Annotated in this window: 21 protein-coding genes and 1 riboswitch; of the genes, 16 read left to right on the plus strand and 5 right to left on the minus strand. The window is 49.8% G+C overall.

The features are described 5' to 3' along the window. Nucleotides 1-28: 28 nt before the first annotated feature. The 3 genes from KNO86_RS12580 to hemG all read right to left on the minus strand — a co-directional run bounded on the left by KNO86_RS12580 (nucleotide 29) and on the right by hemG (nucleotide 2,847). Nucleotides 29-331, minus strand: a complete 303-nt coding sequence (locus KNO86_RS12580; protein WP_214696755.1) for a hypothetical protein — start codon at nucleotides 329-331, stop codon at nucleotides 29-31. A 72-nt stretch (nucleotides 332-403) separates the two neighbouring features. Continuing rightward, a complete protein-coding gene (locus KNO86_RS12585) occupies nucleotides 404-1,486 on the minus strand; it encodes a TIGR04053 family radical SAM/SPASM domain-containing protein (RefSeq protein WP_214696757.1) in 1,083 nt (360 codons plus the stop codon). Then, entirely contained in the window at nucleotides 1,483-2,847 is a 1,365-nt protein-coding gene (gene hemG / locus KNO86_RS12590) for a protoporphyrinogen oxidase (protein ID WP_214696759.1), read from the minus strand. The genes KNO86_RS12585 and hemG overlap by 4 nt, the downstream gene beginning before the upstream one ends. A gap of 115 nt (nucleotides 2,848-2,962) precedes the next feature. Between hemG and KNO86_RS12595 the strand changes: the two genes are divergently transcribed. Then, on the plus strand, nucleotides 2,963-3,127 hold the full coding sequence (locus KNO86_RS12595) for a hypothetical protein (protein ID WP_214696761.1): 165 nt from the start codon (nucleotides 2,963-2,965) through the stop codon (nucleotides 3,125-3,127). Between the two features lie 48 nt (nucleotides 3,128-3,175). Continuing rightward, entirely contained in the window at nucleotides 3,176-4,117 is a 942-nt protein-coding gene (gene glsA, locus KNO86_RS12600) for a glutaminase A (RefSeq protein WP_074032972.1), read from the plus strand. On the opposite strand, the gene KNO86_RS12605 is transcribed toward glsA, so the two are convergent. Beyond that, on the minus strand, nucleotides 4,114-4,887 hold the full coding sequence (locus KNO86_RS12605) for a CHAD domain-containing protein (protein ID WP_214696763.1): 774 nt from the start codon (nucleotides 4,885-4,887) through the stop codon (nucleotides 4,114-4,116). The genes glsA and KNO86_RS12605 overlap by 4 nt on opposite strands. A gap of 39 nt (nucleotides 4,888-4,926) precedes the next feature. On the opposite strand from KNO86_RS12605, the gene KNO86_RS12610 reads away from it, so the two are divergent. The 4 genes from KNO86_RS12610 to KNO86_RS12625 all read left to right on the plus strand — a co-directional run bounded on the left by KNO86_RS12610 (nucleotide 4,927) and on the right by KNO86_RS12625 (nucleotide 9,569). Then, nucleotides 4,927-6,288 carry an MATE family efflux transporter gene (locus tag KNO86_RS12610; protein WP_214696765.1) on the plus strand — a complete coding sequence of 454 codons (1,362 nt, stop codon included), beginning with the start codon at nucleotides 4,927-4,929 and terminating at the stop codon, nucleotides 6,286-6,288. A gap of 117 nt (nucleotides 6,289-6,405) precedes the next feature. Continuing rightward, on the plus strand, nucleotides 6,406-7,554 hold the full coding sequence (gene nagA, locus KNO86_RS12615) for an N-acetylglucosamine-6-phosphate deacetylase (RefSeq protein ID WP_214696767.1): 1,149 nt from the start codon (nucleotides 6,406-6,408) through the stop codon (nucleotides 7,552-7,554). Continuing rightward, nucleotides 7,551-8,315 carry a glucosamine-6-phosphate deaminase gene (gene nagB / locus KNO86_RS12620; RefSeq protein WP_214696769.1) on the plus strand — a complete coding sequence of 255 codons (765 nt, stop codon included), beginning with the start codon at nucleotides 7,551-7,553 and terminating at the stop codon, nucleotides 8,313-8,315. Before nagA ends, nagB begins: the two co-directional genes overlap by 4 nt. Nucleotides 8,316-8,465: 150 nt before the next feature. Next, nucleotides 8,466-9,569, plus strand: a complete 1,104-nt coding sequence (locus tag KNO86_RS12625; RefSeq protein WP_214696771.1) for an LCP family protein — start codon at nucleotides 8,466-8,468, stop codon at nucleotides 9,567-9,569. A gap of 28 nt (nucleotides 9,570-9,597) precedes the next feature. On the opposite strand, the gene KNO86_RS12630 is transcribed toward KNO86_RS12625, so the two are convergent. Continuing rightward, on the minus strand, nucleotides 9,598-10,326 hold the full coding sequence (locus KNO86_RS12630) for a GntR family transcriptional regulator (protein ID WP_214696773.1): 729 nt from the start codon (nucleotides 10,324-10,326) through the stop codon (nucleotides 9,598-9,600). Between the two features lie 96 nt (nucleotides 10,327-10,422). On the opposite strand from KNO86_RS12630, the gene KNO86_RS12635 reads away from it, so the two are divergent. From KNO86_RS12635 to lysA, 10 genes are all read left to right on the plus strand, one after another. Then, entirely contained in the window at nucleotides 10,423-11,583 is a 1,161-nt protein-coding gene (locus KNO86_RS12635) for an alanyl-tRNA editing protein (protein WP_214696775.1), read from the plus strand. Continuing rightward, nucleotides 11,577-12,005: a GNAT family N-acetyltransferase gene (locus KNO86_RS12640; protein ID WP_214696777.1), complete on the plus strand. Its 429-nt coding sequence runs from the start codon at nucleotides 11,577-11,579 to the stop codon at nucleotides 12,003-12,005. Before KNO86_RS12635 ends, KNO86_RS12640 begins: the two co-directional genes overlap by 7 nt. Nucleotides 12,006-12,082: 77 nt before the next feature. After that, nucleotides 12,083-12,262, plus strand: a riboswitch (Lysine riboswitch). A gap of 114 nt (nucleotides 12,263-12,376) precedes the next feature. Next, nucleotides 12,377-13,576, plus strand: a complete 1,200-nt coding sequence (locus KNO86_RS12645; RefSeq protein ID WP_483297457.1) for an aspartate kinase — start codon at nucleotides 12,377-12,379, stop codon at nucleotides 13,574-13,576. 12 nt (nucleotides 13,577-13,588) lie between these two features. Then, on the plus strand, nucleotides 13,589-14,584 hold the full coding sequence (locus KNO86_RS12650; protein ID WP_214696786.1) for an aspartate-semialdehyde dehydrogenase: 996 nt from the start codon (nucleotides 13,589-13,591) through the stop codon (nucleotides 14,582-14,584). Nucleotides 14,585-14,596: 12 nt separating this feature from the next. Continuing rightward, complete coding sequence (gene dapA / locus KNO86_RS12655) at nucleotides 14,597-15,478, plus strand: 4-hydroxy-tetrahydrodipicolinate synthase (protein WP_214696788.1); 882 nt, start codon at nucleotides 14,597-14,599, stop codon at nucleotides 15,476-15,478. Beyond that, a complete protein-coding gene (gene dapB, locus KNO86_RS12660) occupies nucleotides 15,475-16,224 on the plus strand; it encodes a 4-hydroxy-tetrahydrodipicolinate reductase (protein ID WP_214696790.1) in 750 nt (249 codons plus the stop codon). Before dapA ends, dapB begins: the two co-directional genes overlap by 4 nt. After that, nucleotides 16,202-16,909: a 2,3,4,5-tetrahydropyridine-2,6-dicarboxylate N-acetyltransferase gene (gene dapD, locus KNO86_RS12665; protein WP_074032983.1), complete on the plus strand. Its 708-nt coding sequence runs from the start codon at nucleotides 16,202-16,204 to the stop codon at nucleotides 16,907-16,909. Before dapB ends, dapD begins: the two co-directional genes overlap by 23 nt. 49 nt (nucleotides 16,910-16,958) lie before the next feature. Continuing rightward, the gene (locus KNO86_RS12670; protein ID WP_214696792.1) at nucleotides 16,959-17,885 is read left to right on the plus strand and encodes a branched-chain amino acid transaminase; all 927 of its coding nucleotides are present in this window, start codon (nucleotides 16,959-16,961) and stop codon (nucleotides 17,883-17,885) included. A 14-nt stretch (nucleotides 17,886-17,899) separates the two neighbouring features. After that, nucleotides 17,900-18,988, plus strand: a complete 1,089-nt coding sequence (alr, locus tag KNO86_RS12675; protein WP_214696794.1) for an alanine racemase — start codon at nucleotides 17,900-17,902, stop codon at nucleotides 18,986-18,988. Then, complete coding sequence (gene lysA / locus KNO86_RS12680) at nucleotides 18,958-20,250, plus strand: diaminopimelate decarboxylase (protein ID WP_214696796.1); 1,293 nt, start codon at nucleotides 18,958-18,960, stop codon at nucleotides 20,248-20,250. Before alr ends, lysA begins: the two co-directional genes overlap by 31 nt. Nucleotides 20,251-20,288: the final 38 nt, after the last annotated feature.

Below are 20,288 nucleotides of genomic sequence, written 5' to 3' on the forward strand. Positions count from 1 at the left end.
AAGAGGAATCCAAAATCGGATTCCTCTTTTATGTACGTTGATGTTTTCGTCGCAAAAGCAGAAAACTGACACCTATAAAAATGAGATAGAGTACCGTTCCGAAAAATAAGTTGAGTACCCACGGGATTGTTCCCATAAATGTGGCGCGGGTTGCTTCCTGAAACCAGAGCAGTAGCCAAAAAAATAGGCCAAGACTCGTTGCGAGTAGCGTATAAAACCCCAACAAGCCTTGTTTCGTCCATCGCTTCATCCCAAATCCGAATAACGCCGTAACGATAAAAATCGTACCAAGCCCGATATAAAACAATCCATCAATCGGTAATGACTGCACCTACATGACTCCCTTCTCACAATCAGATTCATTTAGTCTCATCTTACACTGTGAGGAAATAAATGGGAATCTTTATTGTGAAACGAGAGGACGTTCCGGCTGATAGATGCAGTACGGTTCTGCCTCCTTATAATCACCAGTAACCGCATAAGCCCTTGCCCGCGAACCACCACATAGATAACGATATTCGCAATACCCGCATTTTCCGTGATGACTATCCGGATCACGCAACGCTTTGAAGATCGGATGATGACGATAAATGTCGGCGAGTGGTGTCGTTCTGACGTTCCCACAAAGAATCGGTAAAAATCCAGAAGGTTGGACGTCACCTGTGTGCGAGATAAAGACAAATCCGTTCCCGTCATTCGTTCCGCGAGGGGCCTTCGCCAAATCATCATGGGGATGTCCGATGGGAGGAAGTCCTTCTGCTTTTCGCCGCTGATTTTCTTGTCGTGCCACCCGTCGATAAAACTGGGCTTCCGTCGTCGAGATGATAAACGGCGCCGTCTCTTGTAACGAGAACGCCCACTTCAGCACCTCTTCATGTCGCTCGGGAGAGATGGGTTGTAACAGGGATCCTCGTCCGGTCGGTACAAGGAAAAAGAGCGTCCAGACCGATACGCCGAGGGACTCTACGAGTTTTGCCATCTCAGGTAAGCGATCGACGTTATATTCGGTCACCGTCGTGTTGATTTGGAACGACATGCCTTCTTCTCGGAAGTAAGAGATTCCTCGGATGGTACGGTCGAAACTGCCGCGTGTTCCTCTAAAGTAATCGTGTGTCTGTGCATCCGGACCATCGATCGAAAACGCCCAACGTGACAACCCGGCAGCTTTTGCCCGTTTCACAGCGTCACGGGTAACGCGGGGTGTGGCAGAGGGTGTCATCGAGACACGCATCCCGAGAGATGAGGCGTACGCGGTCAATTCAAACAAATCTTCGCGCATGAGGGGGTCCCCGCCTGTGAAGACGAGAATTGGATTGTCCATCGCGTGAATATCGCGAATGAGTGCCTTCCCTTCTTCTGTATCGAGTTCATTTTCGTATCGGTGAAACTGAGCCTCGGCCCGGCAATGGACACAGGAGAGGGCGCAAGCACGTGTCACTTCCCAAATGACGATAAACGGGTTCTCGTTATAGTCGATGTGCTTCATACTGTCACCAACTGCTTCAATTTCAGGTTGTCGACCGCTTGTTTTGCAGAATCAACACAGTCTGGTAAACCAACCCCATGGAGAATGGCGCCACACGCCTCGACTCCGTCCCACTTCGCGAGCGCTTTTTCAAAGGCGTGGACATCTTGTTTATGTCCGACCTCATATTGGGGCATCGTCTGAACATGGCGTTCGACTTTCGTGAAGAGTGGTGTCCCGACTTTTTGAATGCGACGGAGCTCGTGCAAAGCGAATGTCGCGATCGTATCATCCTCTTCGTGCAACAAGGACGAGACATAATCAGAACCGATGTACATCCGAATCAACGCTTTCCCTTCAGGTGCCATATGTGGCCACTTCTTATGCATCCAACTGCAAGCGGTCAAAGCGTTACCTTCCGACTTGGCGATGACGTAACCTGTCCCGTCTAGCGCCTCGACCTCTGATTCGTCGAATGCGGCAAGAACGGTCATCGAGGACGTTCGCTTACGAGTCGACAAACGCTCGGCTTCCGGAAAACCGAGCAGCGGCCCGAGCATGTTTGGGGAAGTCGCAAGAATGATCCCGTCAAACTGCTCGACCGTTCCATCCGCCAATGTGATTTCATGCGGTCTTACGGACTTGACGATGGTATTCAATACGAGACGGTCAATGGAAGGACGGAGTGCTTCGACGAGTACACCGAGTCCTTGATCGAGTGATAAAAACTTTCCGGTCTCTGACGGCTTCACCCCAGCCTGAGAAGGCGGTGTGAGTGCTTTCATCCCGAGAATCAGACTGCGAGTTTTTTGTTCAATCGTGATAAACTGAGGGAAAGTAGACTCGATACTCATATCGTCGAGCGTTCCGTTATAAATCCCGGACAGAAGGGGCTCGATCATCGTGTCGACGACTTCTGATCCGAGTCTCGTCCGAAAGAAGCGGTCGAGCGAGATGTCCTCTCCTTCATACACGCGCGGAATGACAAGGTCGAGTCCGGCACGAAATTTCCCTCTCCACGTAAAGAGATCCGTTTTTACCATCGGCCAAAACTTGGTCGGAATACCCATGACCGATCCAGCTGGCATCTGTCTCAGTTGTTGACGTACGTAAATATAAGAGGTCCCGGTTTTAGAACGAACGAGTTGGTCCTCAAGGCCGAGATCGGTAATGAGAGACGTCAAGGTCGGCTTACGCGCCATATAACCGTCCGGACCGGTCTCTAACGTAAATCCATCTCGATAGATGGTTTTGATTTTTCCACCGAGACGGTCTTGTGCCTCGAACAGTGTGACGTGTGCACCGGCTTCTTTAGCATAATGCGCTGCGGCCAGCCCGGCGATGCCACCTCCGATAATTGCGATCTGATTCAATCGATTCACCCATTTCTATAAAGTTCTTGTCGTATTAACGGTACCGAGAATATAGACGCAGACATAGGATAAGTGTCACGGAGTTCTAGACAAATTTGTCACGAATTCGAAAGGGGAAGATGAAATGATGGCTTTCATCATTGTCGCGACGGTCATCGTGTCAGGTGTGGTTGGTTTTATTGTGACGATGAATCGGCATGGAGAAAAGTTGGTCGGGGACGAAGAAAGTCCACCGATGATTTGGGCGGACGAAGAGTGGTATAAAGAAGATGGACCGCCAGACGGGTAATATGATAAGATGACCCGGTTGAAATTTGATGGAACATGAGGTGATCGAATGAATGTACTCGAACAACAATTGAACCACTTGATTGATGAGTGTCGTCCGTATACGGCTCAGGGAAAAGTGGCGGACTACATCCCAGAACTGGCGCATGTGAAAAACGATTTACTCGGGGTGGCGATTTGTTTGCCGGACGGTACGTATATTCACGCTGGGGACGTTCATCACAAGTTTACGATTCAAAGTGTATCGAAGGCGCTGACGCTTTGTTATGTGCTGATGGAATTTGGGGAAGACTATGTGTTTTCAAAAGTGGGGATGGAACCGACGGGTGATGCGTTCAACTCGATTGCGAAACTCGAGGAAACGGTCCCGTCAAAACCACTGAATCCGATGATCAATGCAGGGGCGTTAGCGGTGACGAGTATGATTTTAGGGGAGACGGCGGACTTAAAGATTTATCAGTTCCGCCAATTTTTAGCGACTCTATTAAATCGACCGGTGGAGGAGATTACGTACGATGAAAAAGTCGCTCGCTCTGAATACGAGACGACCGACTTGAATCGCGCACTCCTCTATTTCATGCGTCATCATGGAATTGTAGAAGGAGACGTCGATGAGATTATCGACGTATATACGAAACAGTGTGCCATTGAAATCGATTGTTTTGACTTGGCGCGAATCGGACGTGTCTTCGCAGGGAACGGGGAAGACCCGGAGACAGGTGAAGAATTGATTCCACGTCGAGTCGTCCGGATCGTCAAAGCCATCATGACGACATGTGGCATGTACGATGCATCAGGCGAGTTCGCCGTCCGTGTCGGTCTTCCCGGAAAGAGTGGAGTGTCGGGTGCGATTTTAGCAGTCGGGAACCACGAACTGGATTTGAATAACGTTGGGTTTGGCATCTTCGGTCCGGCGCTTGATTCAAAAGGGAATTCGATCGCGGGGATGAAGTTGCTTGAACTATTGATTGAACGGTATACATCGCGTTAAATTGATAGGTGCTCCACGGATTCATCAAGTTCCTGCTGTAAGACATCAACTTTTTTGTCATATGGGGATTGCAGGTCGGTAGGAGGGGTGAAGGCCAGCCAACGCTTCAACAGTTGATCATGGTCATTCATCTCACCGAGTTCGGTTTGCATCTTTTTTAACGTACGGACGGTGTCGATTGACGCGTCCGACTCGTAGTTTAACAAATATTCATGCAAGTATCGTTCACGTTTCACGGCTAAGCGAACCTTATGGAGCGCTTCGATTTGTTCTTTTCCACTCGATTGTTCATGATAGATGCGAATTCGTTGTTTGCGTTCGCTTTTCGCCTTTTCTAACATCGGAGAGGCGTTCGTTTTTTTAAACGCACGAAACAACGGTCCGCCGATGAAACGACGAATTTGTTGGTCGAGTGAGGGGGTCATCTTTTCACTGACTCGTGTCGAGAGAATGGTTCGTTCGATGGCCCGTTGCTTTTCCATGGTTTGTAGAAATGCTTCATCAAGCTCAGTTTTTACATCAAACTGTTCGATGAGGACATCGAGGTCACGCACATGACCGAGTGCTTCCATCAATTGTTTGAGTTGCCGGAACGTCGCCGGCTTTGTCTCAAAGATCTGCATGAACGTGATCAGCTTTCGTAAATGAACGCGGGCGCGATGAATGTCCTCGGAATTGTTGAACGAGAGGGCCTCGGTCACGTAGTGGTTAAATGTATTCCACGTTTCTAACAGCTCAAATTTAAGTTTTTCTGCATGCCGTTGATTCATGATATTGTTTCCTTTCTGAATAAGAGATGAGGGTTGTCCATGTACCAAACACATTCATTAAACGAAAAAATCAAACTGTTCTTTACGATTTTTTTTCCAATCCTAGTCACGCAAGTGTCTTTTTATTTGATTAGCTTTTTTGATACCGTCATGTCCGGACGCGCAGGCGCCGTCGATTTGGCCGGTGTCGGTGTCGGTTCGAGTCTTTGGATGCCCGTTTACACCGGGCTTAGCGGAATCTTGTTGGCAGTTGCCCCGATTGTGTCGCAAGCGCTCGGCGCGCGGGACCGTCAACAAATTCAACGTACGTTATTTCAAGGCATCTACTTAGCCATCATGCTCAGTGTGATCACGCTGACATTAGGGTCTTTCCTCGTGCCACTCGCAATCGAAGGGATGGGGCTTAGTACGGAAGGGAAGCGAATCGCGACCCAATACTTACTTGCGCTTGGTTTCGGTGTCTTACCGATGTTCTTGTTCAACGTGCTTCGCACGCTCATGGATGCGCTTGGCAAGACGAGGGTCTCGATGATCCTCATACTATTAGGGTTACCCATTAATGTCGGATTAAATTACATCTTCATCTTTGGAAAACTCGGGATTCCGGCGTACGGTGGCGTCGGAGCAGGAATCGCCTCGAGCATCACCTATTGGTTGCTCTTTTTCATGGCATTCTTCTTCGTCCGAAACGGAAAACCGTTCCGCGAGTACAAGTTCTTACGGACATCGGAGCGAATCGTCTGGCTCAGACAAAAAGAGTTGTTACAACTCGGGACACCAATCGGGTTAGCGATCTTCGCCGAGGTCAGCATCTTTGCGGCAGTCACACTACTGCTCAGCTCATACGGTGACCAAATCGTCGCGGCACACCAAGCGGCCATTAACTTTGCGTCGTTCGTGTACATGCTCCCGTTGTCGGCATCGAGCGCGTTGACGATTGTCGTCGGGTATGAACTTGGTGCGAAACGACTACAGGACGCCGTTCGATATGCGAAGATTGGGATTTCGCTTTGTCTAGGTGTCTCCATCTTCTCGGGTGCTTTCTTGTTTTGGCAAAATGAACGGGTCGCAGCCATTTATACGAATGACCCGACAGTCGTGGACCTTGCGGCACACTTCATGATTTTCGCCGTGTTCTTCCAGTTGTCAGATGCTGTCGCTGCACCGATTCAAGGAATTTTACGAGGGTTCAAAGACGTCAACATTACGTTGGTCCTCTCTCTCGTCGCCTATTGGGTCATCGGCTTACCACTCGGTTATGTGTTGGCGGAGCATGCTGGATTTGGACCGGATGGCTACTGGATTGGATTGATTGCCGGACTGGCTGCCGGAGCGGTCTTATTATTCCTTCGACTAGTGTGGATTGTCCGTCGCTTCGGGACGCTTCAATCGACGTCATAACCCAAAGATTGTTCACAAGTGTGAACAATCTTTTATTTATCCAAAATTGGTCTATACAACTATACTTTTATTCGGTATGATAACATGGAAGAAAACAAAAGAAGGAGTGGTGAAGCGATGGGGACATTGATCAATGCTCATATCGTGTCAGCGGAACAAACGTGGGAGCGTGGGTACATCAGATGGAGTGACCAATCGATTGAAGAGATCGGATCGATGGAACAGTTTAAGCAACGAGATAAGAGCGTGATTGATGTTTCGGGTGCGCTCGTCACGCCTGGCCTTATCGATGTCCATATACACGGGGGATATGAAGTCGACACGATGGACGCGGACGAGTCACGGCTTCGTCAATTAAGTGAAGACATGCTTCAAGAGGGCGTCACGTCATTCTTTGCGACCACGATCACCCAGTCGAAAGAAGCGATTGAACGTGCGTTGACAGCAGTTCGGAACGTCATTGAAGCAGAGAATACGACCATCGTCGGGATTCATTTGGAAGGACCATTCGTCAATGTGGAGATGGCGGGTGCGCAACCAGCAGAACATATCATTGACCCAGATGCGGAACAATTCCGAAAGTGGCAACAGCTTGCCGGGGGTCATATCCGACTCGTCACGTATGCACCGGAACGACCGGGAGCCCGAGCATTTGAAGCAGCCCTTCGTGAATCGGGTGCGATCGGTTCAGCGGGACACACGAGTGCGACGTTTGAAGAGAACAAGCAGGCGGGCGTCAAACATGGAACACACCTATATAACCAAATGCGTGGCTTGCATCATCGGGAACCGGGAACGGTCGGATATTGTCTCTTAGAGAAAGGTGTCATGGCCGAAATCATTCCAGACGGGATTCACAGTCGTCCGGAGATGGTCGATTTTGCTTACCGCTTAAAAGGAGCGGATGAACTCGTTGTCATCACGGATGCGATGCGGGCGAAGGGGCTGCCTGACGGACAGTATGAACTTGGGGGACAACCCGTCATCGTAGAAGGAGGCGCTGCCCGTCTTGAAGCAGGGAATCTCGCCGGGAGTGTCTTGACGATGGATACGGCATTCCGAAATATTCAAGCGTATACGGGATGTACGCTGGAAGAAGCGGTCAAGATGACTTCGACGAATGCGGCAAAAGAGTTCGGATTGACGACAAAAGGAGACATCAAAACGGGGTTTGATGCGGACCTTGTCGTTTGGGATGACAGTGCACATGTTCAAATGACAATCGTCAAAGGAAACATTGCATATGAACGGGAGGAACAACGATGAACGTATTAGTCGCAAAGACAGCGAATGACGCGGAACGTATCGCCTATTCGCTCATTAAAGAACGGATTTCAGGGAAACATGACTTCGTACTCGGTCTCGCGACAGGCAGCACGCCGGTCGGGATGTATCAAATGTTTAAACAAGACGCGCTCGATTGTAGCCATGTGACAAGCGTCAATTTAGATGAATACATCGGTCTATCACCAGAGCATCCACAAAGTTACAACCGCTTTATGAAAGATCGCTTGTTTGACGAAGTGCCGTTCAAACAAAGCCATCTTCCTCAAGGCGATGCGCCAGACCCTGAAGCGGAGGCGGCACGCTACGAAGGTCTCGTTCGGAAACTTGGTGTCGACTTACAACTTCTTGGTATCGGGGAAAATGGACACATCGCATTTAATGAACCAGGTACAGCGCTTGATGCGAAGACACATGTGACTGAACTCACCGAATCCACACGAGAAGCAAACCGTCGCTTTTTTGACCGATTGGAAGACGTCCCGACGCATGCGATCACAATGGGACTCGATACAATCATGAATGCGCGTGAGATTGTCCTTGTGGCAACAGGCGAGCGAAAGGCAGAGGCCGTACAACATATGATTGAAAGTGTACCGACGGTCGACTGGCCAGCGACGATCCTTCAAGCGCATCCAGGTGTGACGATCGTACTCGACGAAGCGGCCGCATCGCGCTGTGCGGAAGCCCTTCAAGCACGAGGACAAGAAGCAGCAACTCGATTCTTCACTATTCGGGCTTAATCAACCTGCGGAGACATCTCCGTGGGTTTTTCTGTTTTCAACTATGGGAAAATGTAAAGAAATGAATTTGTCATCAAAACGTTTTCGACAAATTTCACACTTTCCTCTATAATGAGTGAAGCTTATTACTTTGACTCGAAGGAGACCATTATGAATTCTAGAACACATACTCGTAGACAGCGCAAAGGTCCGTCTGCGTTTTATAAAGTCTTTAGTGCCCTTGTGCTGATTGCGATTATTGCTGGGTCTAGCATTTACGGTACCGCATTTTATAAAGCCCACAACATGTTGTCCGGCACTCAAGTCACGCTAGAGGACGACCCGACGGTTGAACCGACTCGCTTTGACAAAGAAGATACGGAGTCATTTTTGATTTTAGGGACAGACCTTTCTCCACAAAAGAAAGCACGTGGAGAGTATGGACGCTCGGATGTCATGATCGTCGTCATTCTGAACAAGAAAGAAAAGCAGACGACGATGCTCAGTATCCCGCGTGACTCGTACGTCAATATCGATTACACAGGATACAATATCCCTTATGGAAAGACGGGTCTTGATCAAGATAAGATCACACATGCCTACTATTTCGGTTCCATGGATGAATCGAACCCGAACAACGGGATGCGTATGGCAACAAACACGATTGAGGACTTGGTCGGTGTTGAAATCGACCATGTCGTCTCGCTCAACTTCCAAGGATTTGTGGATTTCATTGATGCAGTCGGTGGTGTTGAGATCGACGTTCCATTCTCATCACAACAAAACAGCTATGACGCCTCACGTGAGACCGTACAAATCGAAGAAGGACTTCAGCAACTTTCTGGTGAAGAGGCACTCGCCTATGTCCGTAACCGATATGATGACCCACGTGGAGACATCGGGCGTGGACAACGCCAGATGGAAGTCATTAATGCCGTGCTCGAACAGTCACTTGGCACGTCACTCATCAATAACTATGATAAGGTCTTGAAAGCCGTGGGCGACAACATGCAGACGACGCTCGGACCGAATGACTATATGCGTTTGATTGAAGATGTCGGTGCACTACACAATACGGTGCAATATCAATTGACAGGTGAAGGCGCCCGTGCAGATGACGGCCACTTCTACTATTTCTTGAATGAACCGCTTCTTGAAGAAGTGCGCTACCGTGTGCAACAAGCGGACGCAGGCAATCCTGTGGAGCCGATGACGGATACGGAATTAGAGTCTTACACGTTAGACCCGAGTGGGGTAACGTACGAAGCGCAATAAAAAAAGTTTGCCCCAGGGCAAACTTTTTTTATATGCGCTCCATCGCAACGGTCAAGGAATACGAGTCTCCACGAAAGAGCGAGCGACTATATTCAAACATGTCTCCGTTCTCGAGATAGGTACGTTGATCGATCAGCAATACCGGTGCGTTTGGAGAGATAGTCAGCAGTTTCGCTTCCTCGGGACCGGCGCTGCGGGCTTCGAGTGTCTGTGTTGCATTTTTCAAACGTAAACCGTGCTGTTCGGCGTATGCATAAATGGAACCGGTCGCGTCTTCTTTCGTCAGGTCAGGCAATAAACGGACAGGAATGTAGGCGGTCTCGAGCGCGAGCGGATGGTCGTCTGCGAGTCGGAGCCGCTTCATTTCGTATACCGGTGTTTGATTCGGGATGCTCAGTTGTTGGGCGATTCGATCCGTTGCCGGGATGATCTCATAGGACAAAAGACGACTGAGTGGTCGCATGCCACGATGTTTGATTTCTTCAGAAAAACTGGTCAGTCCGGACAACGTCATGGCAATCTTTTGGCTCGCGACGAATGTCCCTCGTCCTTTTTGACGGCTCAAATAACCGGCGTTGACGAGGTTCATGATTGCTTGACGAATCGTCATGCGACTGACATGAAACTGTTCGGAGAATTCACGTTCTGAAGGTAGCGTGTCTCCTGGCTTTAACAATCCGTCATCAATTTGTTGCTTTAAGTACGCTTCAATTTGATAATAAATAGGTAACGGAGATTGTTTATCGATTTCTAACATATCATTTCGCTCCTGACTGAGAAGATGTATGTTTCATTATAGACGAAATTAGACTAGTTGTCTGAACAGATTTATAGAGAGAAGGTGGAGGACAAGATGAATCAACATACAGTCAATACAATCGTGACCTCAGTAAGCGAGGATGGAAAAGGTCATTGGCACACGCTCGAGAACAGTCCTTTCTATCCCGAAGGTGGTGGGCAACCGGCAGACCGAGGATGGATTGATTCGCATGACGTATTAGACGTGCAAATCAAGGACGGTGAAGTGTGGCATCTCTTGTCAGAAGCATTGCCTACCGGAACACCTATAGCGGCTCGAATCGATGAAGAGGTGAGACGAGACCATTCCATCCAGCATACCGCCCAACACTTGTTAACGGCGATTTTGGAAGATCGTCATGGCATTCGTACGCTCAGTTTTGGAATTGGCGAAGAAGATTCGTCCATTGAGATTGAGACGGCAGGGATGGACTGGGCTCAAGTTGAAGCTCTTGAGCAAGAGATGCAGCAACTCATCTTTGAGAATTATCCGATTCATGTGTATGAAATCGCAGAAGAAAAAGTGGACCGGACGCGCTTACGGAAAGCGACCGATCGAACAGGGATGATTCGAATCGTCGAAATCGAAGGGCTTGATTATAACGCGTGCGGTGGGACACACGTGGAAACGACAGGGCAACTTGGTACGATTCACGTGACGACGCTCAAAAAAGTGAGAGGAAACATCCGCTTGACGTATGTAGCCGGTAATCGGGCGTTGAAAGCGACACAACGAGCACGGGAAGCGTTACGGACAATCCACCACACGTTCTCGACAACGAATGAATCGGTGGCAGCACGTGTGATTGAAGAGCACACGATTCGTCTTGAACGTGAAAAAGAAATCAAGACGCTCGAAGAACGGATTGCGAAAGCGAAAGTGGAGGCAGTCTTACAAGAGGACAATTATGTGGCGTTACACGTGGGACGGACCGAAGCGGAAACATTGACGACCGCAATTATTGAACGAATCGCAGCGACCGGACGAATCGCTGTCGGAGCCAACTATAGTACGCAAAAATTATTTGTCATGCATGATGGGACTCATGATATCGCGGTCGGAACATTCCTCCGAGCAACGCTTCAAGAGATGAAGATTGGTCGCGGTGGTGGGAATCATAAGCAGGCACAAGCACGATTCACTTCGGTCACGGAACTTGAACGAGGGATGGAAGAAATCGTGAGACGATTACAAGAGGGGGTCTTACCATGTTGACGATTCAATCGGGAAAAGAAGCTGAGTTAATCGAGCAGGCCAAGCAAGTACGGGAAATCGTATTCGTTCAGGAACAAGGAATCGATGCGAGTCTCGAATACGATAATTTAGATGATGTTTGTACGCACGTGGTCGGTCTCCTTGATGCGCAACCGGTGACGACAGCACGTCTTCGCCCGGTAGACTCGACTGTCGGGAAAGTGGAGCGGGTGGCGACGATTCAGACGGCCCGAGGTCATGGATATGGAAAAGAAATCATGGACGAAGTCGAACGTGTCGCAAAACAGCAAGGATTAAGTGAACTGCGCCTAGGTGCACAGTTAACGGCGCTTCCGTTCTATGAAAAACTCGGGTACGAGGCGTTCGGAGATGAATTTTTAGATGCCAATATCCCACACCGTATGATGCGGAAAACGTGGTAACTCTTTTTTGAAATATCCCATTTTTCTAAAAAAAGGTTGGCAAGAAGATTTCGTTTTGTTATAACTAATACTAACAACTGACAGATAGAGGTTGCGAATGACATGAGTAAGCTTGGTTGAAACGGACGCACTCCGGACCGAGCCGAAAGGGGAAATTCGCCGAAGTCGACGTTCACGTGCGTGTGAACGAAGGCTGGGGTAGTCGTGAATAACGCCTACACTGCCATGGTCAACTACCATGGAGCGCTATCTACGGAACGATTCTTTAATCGTTTTTCAACTGCGCGTACAAGCGGCAGGCCGTAGGGAAAGTGCTTCCTACCGGTCTGCCGCTTTTTCTGTTGGTGGACATCTTGAAAGTGGGGAACTTGATGACAACCGTACTGAAATTTGGAGGCAGCTCTGTTGCTACAATCGAACAAATACAAGCCATTTCAGACTATTTACAAACACGTGTGGCGACCGGTGAAAAATTGGTCGTCGTCGTATCAGCAATGGGCAAGACGACGGACTCGCTCCTGTCGCTCGCTAAACAAATCACGGAGCGCCCGATGATTCGTGAACTCGATCGGCTACTCGCCGTCGGGGAAGAACAGACGATTAGTCTACTCAGTATCGCCTTGAACTCGCGAGGCGTACCTGCCATTTCACTCACCGGACAACAAGCCGGAATTGATACGATGGGCATCCATACGAAGAGCAAAATCAAAGCGATTCGTAAAGAAGTATTGCATGAGAAGTTGCGTCAATATGACGTCTTGATTGTCGCTGGTTTCCAAGGTGTGAATGAAGTGGGAGACGTTACGACACTCGGGCGTGGCGGTTCGGATACGACAGCAGTCGCACTTGCGGCCGTCCTCAGTCAACGTTGTGAAATTTATACGGATGTGGCTGGGGTGTATACGACGGACCCGCGGATTCATCCGACGGCGAAGCGCCTCGACACCGTCTCTTACGATGAAATGATGGAGATGAGTGCACTCGGCTCTAAAGTCATGGAAATGCGAAGCGTCGAGCTCGCGAAAAAGTATGACGTGAATATTTTTGTTGGAAAGACGCTCTCGAGCGAAGGAGGAACATGGATCATGGATACGACGCAAGCAATGGAACAGAAAGCAGTCACGAGTGTGAGTGTCGTCAAAAACGTACTCAGTGTCTCAATTAAACACATCCCGCACACGGCAGCCGGAGTCGCGGACATCTTTGAACGATTGTCTGAACGTCACGTCAATATCGATATGATTTCACAGACGGCGTTCGATGGCGAAGTGTTCCTTTCGTTCACATGTCCACTCGACGAAGAGGCGTTCTTAGAAGAGGCACTCGCAGAATTAACAGCGACCTTGCCACAAATCAAAATCGATCGTCATACGGAACACGCAAAAATTTCGGTCGTCGGAATTGGCATGCGAGACGCGACCGGCGTCGCATCAGAACTCTTCGCAACATTCCGCGAGATGGGGATTCCGTTCTATCAAGTCACGACATCTGAGATTAGCATTTCCTACACGATTCAAGAACAAGACGTGGAAGCGGCAGTCGCAGCCATTGCGGCTCGCTTCAACTTATAAGGGGGTAGCACGATGTATAACGTAGCTGTCGTCGGCGCAACGGGCGCCGTCGGACAAAAAATGATTGACGTCTTAATCGAATACGAATTTCCAATCAGTGAACTGAGACTATACGCTTCGGCACGGTCGGCAGGGAAGACAGTCGAAGTGAACGGACAATCGATTGTGATTCGTGAATTGAACGATTCGATTTATGCGGACCCAATCGATATCGCCTTGTTCTCTGCCGGTGGAAGTATCAGCGAACAGTATGCGCCATGCTTAAGTGAACAAGGGGTCATCGTCATCGACAACTCAAGCGCATTCCGAATGCAAGAAGGAATTCCGCTCATCGTACCGGAAGTGAATCGAGTCGAACTCAGCCCGGAGAAGACACTCATTGCGAACCCGAACTGTTCAACGATTCAATCAGTCGTCGCGCTCGCGCCGCTATCGGAAGTATATGGATTGACGCGAGTCGCCTATACGTCTTATCAAGCCGTATCCGGTTCGGGTCAAAAAGGGATTGATGACCTCGAACGCGGTGCTCGCGGTGAGGATCCGACGAATTATCCGTATCCGATTTATGATAATGTATTGCCGCAAATCGATGTCTTCTTAGAAAATGGCTATACGAAAGAAGAACAAAAAATGATTGAAGAGACGCGTAAAATTTTGAACGCGCCGAACCTTGGCGTAACGGCCACTTGTGTCCGAGTGCCAGTACGAAACAGTCATGCGGTATCCATCACGGTGACGCTCGAACGGGATGCGACAGTCGCAGAAGTCAAAGCTGTACTCGCAGATGCGCCAGGTGTCGTGGTTATGGACAACCCAGCCGAACTTTCATATCCGACACCACTCGATGCAAACGGAACCGATGAGGTGTATGTCGGTCGGATTCGCCGGGATGACTCACAGCCGAATACATTCCATTTGTGGTGCGTCGCGGATAATGTTCGAAAAGGGGCAGCGGCAAATGCGGTTCAAATCGCACAATGCATGATCAGTCAAACAGCGACAAAATAAGGAGGAGATGACATGTTCACAGGAGTTGCGACAGCACTAGCGACACCGTTTCAAGAAGATGGACAGTTAAACTTAGAGGCATGGACAGCATTAATTGAAGACCAAATTCAAGAGGGAGTAAGTGGACTCGTCATCGGTGGAACGACCGGCGAAGGAATGACACTGACGAATGAGGAGTTCGAGACTTTGCTTGTTCGAGCAGTAGAGGTCGCAAACGGTCGAGCGGTGATCATCGCGGGAACGGGATCAAACAACACGGCTGTCAGTATCGAAAAAACGAAGCGCGCCGCAGAACTTGGAGCGGAAATGGCGATGGTCGTTACCCCATACTATAACAAGTCGACACAAGCAGGACTCCTTGCTCACTTTACAGCGATTGCGGATGCGTCACCGATTCCGCTCATGCTCTACAACGTCCCGTCACGGACTGGCGTCGCGTTGGCGCCTGAAACGGTCGGTGAGCTCGCAGAACATCCGCGCATCACGGCCTTAAAAGAAGCGAGTGGAGATATCTCGGTCATGGCACAGATGATGGCTCACCTTCCAGAAGGATTTACCGTTTATTGCGGGAATGACGATCAAATCTTGCCATATATGGCGTGGGGTGCTCAAGGTGTCGTTTCAGTCTTATCAAACGTTTACCCGGGTGCGACCGTCGCATTGGCAGAAGCACTTTTAGCAGGTGATCTTCAGACGGCGCGTGCATGGCAATTACGCCTCCTCCCCGTGATCGACGAACTTTTCGCAGAAGTGAATCCGATTCCTGTGAAGGCTGCTCTTCAAGCGAGAGGATTTGAATTTGGTGCACCACGTCTTCCGCTCGTCCCGATGAGCGCGACAGCTGAAGCGAAATTGCTATCGGCGATGGAGCAGTTTAACGAGGTGAGACAATGAATGTACTCATCCATGGATTCGGTGCGATGGGACGAATCGTCGAAGAAGTCGCCAACACGCAAGGCGTGAACGTCTCGGCTATTGTTTCACCTGGGAGTGACGAGCATCTGGCATCATTAGACGAGGTGGATGCACAAGTCGATGTCGTCATTGATTTTTCAAATCCGGCATTACTTCCTGACTTGCTTGCATTCGGACGGTCACGCAACATTCCGCTCGTCATCGCGACGACAGGATTCACACCTGAGGAACTTGCAGCGATTGAAGAAGCATCATCAGACATCCCGATTTTTCAGTCGTATAACACATCGTATGGGATTGCTCTGTTGAAGCAGTTACTCGATCAACTCGTTCCGCTCACGCTCGGCTATGATATCGAGGTCATCGAGGCGCACCACCGAAAGAAAGTGGACGCACCAAGTGGCACTGCGGAGCTGTTGGCCCGCGCCATCGAAGCGAAGCGAGATGTGACACCGATTTACGAACGAACATCACGCCGGGAAGCGCGTGGCGCCGAAGAGTTAGGGATGCACTCGATTCGTGGGGGCACAATCTTCGGGGAGCATACGGTGCTTTTCGCTGGAGATGATGAAATGATTGAATTGAAACATACCGCGTTATCCAAACGCGTGTTTGCAAACGGGGCCCTCGCTGCAGCAGCAACGATTATCGATCGCCCAGCAGGACTTTATAATCTATCGAACTTATACGAGGAGGCTACTCATGTTACTCACAAACGCTTATGAAATCGCACAATATATTAAAGATGCTAAAAAGGAAACACCGGTAAAACTTTACGTCAACGGCCAATTGGCAGGTCTTGAAATCGAAGAAGCGAAAGCATTCGGTACAGACGAGTCGAAACTGTTCTTGACGACGGCGGAGCGCGCGGCAGCTTTCTTAGAAGCGAATGCGTCAGTCATCACCGATTCACACCTTGAATATGATCGTCGCAACAGTGCCGTTCCGATGCTCGATACGACACAACTCAACGCACGAATTGAACCAGGTTCGTTTATCCGTGACCACGTTCAAATCGGAAACAACGCTGTCGTCATGATGGGGGCTGTCGTCAACATCGGGGCAGTCATCGGAGACGGTTCGATGGTCGACATGAACGCCGTCATCGGAGCACGCGGAACGCTCGGGAAAAACGTTCACCTCGGAGCAGGTGCCGTGGTCGCCGGTGTCCTTGAGCCACCTTCAAAAGATCCAGTCATCATTGAAGATGGTGTCATGATTGGAGCGAACGCTGTCATCTTGGAAGGGGTTCGCGTCGGCGAAAATGCGGTAGTCGCAGCTGGAAGTGTCGTCACGCAAGATGTGCCTCCAGGTGTGGTCGTCGCAGGTACACCGGCACGAGTCATCAAGCAGAAAGATGAAAAAACTTCTGAAAAAACGCAACTTGTTGATGACTTACGCTCTCTCTAACGTATAATAGACAGAAAATATAAACAATGAGGAATGGGAGAGTTGCATTATGGAACAGTATGGACAATGGATGTGGAAAGACGGGGCTTGGATTGAGCCGACTGACGCAAACACGAGTATCATGACACACGCGATTCACTACGGAAGCGGGTTCTTTGAAGGGATTCGCGCGTATCACACGGAAGAAGGCCCAGCCATCTTCCGCTTACGTGAACACTTGGAGCGACTCGTTCGCTCGTGTGCATACTACCACGTCACGCTACCTTACACGGTGGACGAACTCGAACAAGCGACGATGGAATTGATTGAACGAAATGGATTTGAAGCATGTTATATCCGCCCGTTCGTCTTCCTCGGGACACCTTGGCAAGCACTTATGCCGACAGCGGAGACGAAGGTACATGTTGCCATCTCGTGTTGGCCGCTCGGCGAATATTTCAGCAAAACAGTCGGGATTCGGGCGAAAGTAGCCTCGTATCGTCGCGTATCTTCTACGATGATGCCGATGCAAGCGAAAGCCGCATCGAACTATATGAACTCTCAGTTGTTAAAAGGAGAAGCGCTTCGTGACGGATTTGATGAAGCGATCGCCCTCGATATGAACGGAAACGTCAGTGAGGCGAGCGTCGCGAACATCTTCCTCGTTAAAGGGAAGACAATCACGACACCGTCGCTCGATTGCTCCGTACTCGATGGCATCACGCGTCAGACGGTCATGCAACTTGCGCGTGATGCAGGTTACGAAGTCGTGGAACGTCACATCGGGCGCGATGAGTTATATGTAGCCGATGAGATCTTCTTGACGGGAACGGCAGCCGAGGTGACGAGCGTCATCGAGGTTGATCACATCTCAATCGGTGGCGGCGTCCAGTCGGTCGCAACAGAAATGTTGACACGCTATCGTGAAGCCGTGACAGGACAACTTCCGGAACACCGTGATTGGGTTACGTTTGTAAAATCAGCAGTTAAAGAGTAAAGGAGTTTTGAACGATGGGAGTCACAATTGACTTGAATGCGATTCGCGAGAACAAACGTCGGATTGAAGCGCTCGGGCGCCCCGTGTTTGCGGTCGTGAAAAACAACGCCTATAACCTAGGGATGGAGCCAGTTGTGACGACTTTGTATGATGAAGGGGTCCGTCACTTCATGGTGACAACAATCGAAGAAGCAATCGAAGTTCGAACGCATGCAGAAGCGGCTCGTGTCCTCGTCATGAATCCGGTCTATAAGTGGCAACACGTGCATGCCCATGACTTTGATGTCGCCATCGGGTCATATGAATGGCTCGTCTCACAGCGAGAACATCTCGATGGAGTTCGCCTACACTTGAAACTAGATGTCGGGATGAACCGATTCGGTGCCAAAACGTTTGAAGAAGCGCTACAAATCGTCGCCTTCTGTCAAAATGAAGGACTGGACCTCGTCGGATTATGTACGCACTTCCCGCTCGCGGATGCAGATAACGCGGAAGTCGAGCATAGCGTGCAAGTCGAACGTTTTGCCGACTGGTCGACGCGTTTGATGGAACGTCATACGTTTGAATTGATCCATGCGGCAAATAGTGCAGCCACGCTTCAAGATGACGCGCGCTTGCATCATTGCACACATGTGCGTGTCGGAATTTTCTTATATGGCTATTCATCGGTCGAACCCGTTGAATGGTTGGTTCCCGCTTTCTATTGGGAGACAGAAGTGGTCGCGGTCCATGACATTGAAGCAGGCGCTCACGTCGGATATGGGACGGGATACACGGCCGAAACGAAGGAACGCATCGCCGTTCTTCCTGTCGGATACGGAGATGGGTTAATGCGAGCGAGACGTCACTTGCCTGTTCATATTGAAGGGAAAGCCTATCCGTTCGTCAGCAATATCTTTATGAGTCATAGCTTCATCAAAGTGGACGACGACGTACAAATCGGCGATCGGGTCACACTGTATGGGGTAGAAACGAAAATCGATGACGTGACACGTGTTGGTTACGCCAACAATTCAGAACAGCTCTGTGCTCGTTCATGGCGTGTCCCCCATCGCTTTGAAGGAGGAATTGTATGTACACCACCAATCAATCAGAATGTTTGATCGAAGGTGTGTCCGTCCGTGAACTTCAAGCGACGTACGGGACACCTTTATACATCATGAGTGAGCCAGAACTAGAGCGTCGCCTTGGGATTGTCCAGGATGCGTTCCTAGACAAGTATCCGAATACGTATGCGTTGTACGCGTCAAAAGCGTTATCGATTGCGGCCGTGTATGAAAAAGTAATGGCGGCAGGTTTAAGTGTCGACGTCGTCTCGAGGGGTGAGATGTACGTGGCACTGCATGCCGGTGTACCGGCAGAGCGCATTCACGTCCACGGGTCGAACAAAACGATTTTGGATATCACGTTCGCACTCGAACAGGGGATTACACACTTTACCATTGACAACATGCGTGAAATCAGCCTCTTGTCAGGACTTGCGGCTGAATATAATCGTGAAGTCGATGTTCTTCTCCGCATCGTGCCTCAAGTCGTTGGAGGTGCCCATGCGGCGATTCAAACGGGTGGGGTTGATACAAAATTCGGTTTTCCGACGCATGACGATACGTATTTGGATGCTGTTCGTGCGACGTTGGAAGCGGAACATTTACAGTTGAAGGGCATTCACTGTCACGTCGGTTCTCAAATTCAAGATCCGACCCTCTTCATCAACACGGTGAAGACGATGGTGCGCTTCATGGATACGATTCGTCAAGAGACCGGCTATACGACGGATGTGTTAAACATTGGTGGTGGCTTCGGTGTCGCTTACTTGGATGAAGACGAGCGTCTCGACTTCGCACAAACGATGGAGCGTGTGATGGAGACGTTGGTCGAGGAAGTCGAGGCACGTGAATTGCCACTTCCGAAAATCGGGATTGAACCTGGTCGTTGGCTCGTCGCCAATGCAGGCGCCACGCTTTATGAGGTGGGAACCGTCAAAGAAGTGAGTGGCGTACGCACGTTTGTGTCCGTCGATGGTGGGATGACAGATAACATTCGTCCGGCGCTATATGACGCAGAATATGAAGTCGTGGCAGCGACTCGGATGAATGAAGAGAAGACGCTCGAGGCAAAAATTGTCGGAGCGTGTTGCGAGTCGGGAGATATCATCTCGAACCGCTCCTTGATCCCTCCTGTCACACCGGGTGATTTGCTACTCGTCAAAGCAACGGGAGCGTATAACTTCTCGATGGCGAGCAACTATAACCAAATGCTTCGTCCTGCCGTTGTGTTCGTCAAGGATGGGCGTCATCGCCTCGTCGTACGTCGCCAAACGTTTGAAGACTTGGTGGCATGCGAGGTCATTGGCCAATCGATTTAAGGCTACAGAGCAATCTGTAGTCTTTTTTTGATTTTGAA

The organism is Exiguobacterium sp. s160 (assembly GCF_018617575.1).
Classification (GTDB): domain Bacteria; phylum Bacillota; class Bacilli; order Exiguobacteriales; family Exiguobacteriaceae; genus Exiguobacterium; species Exiguobacterium aestuarii_A.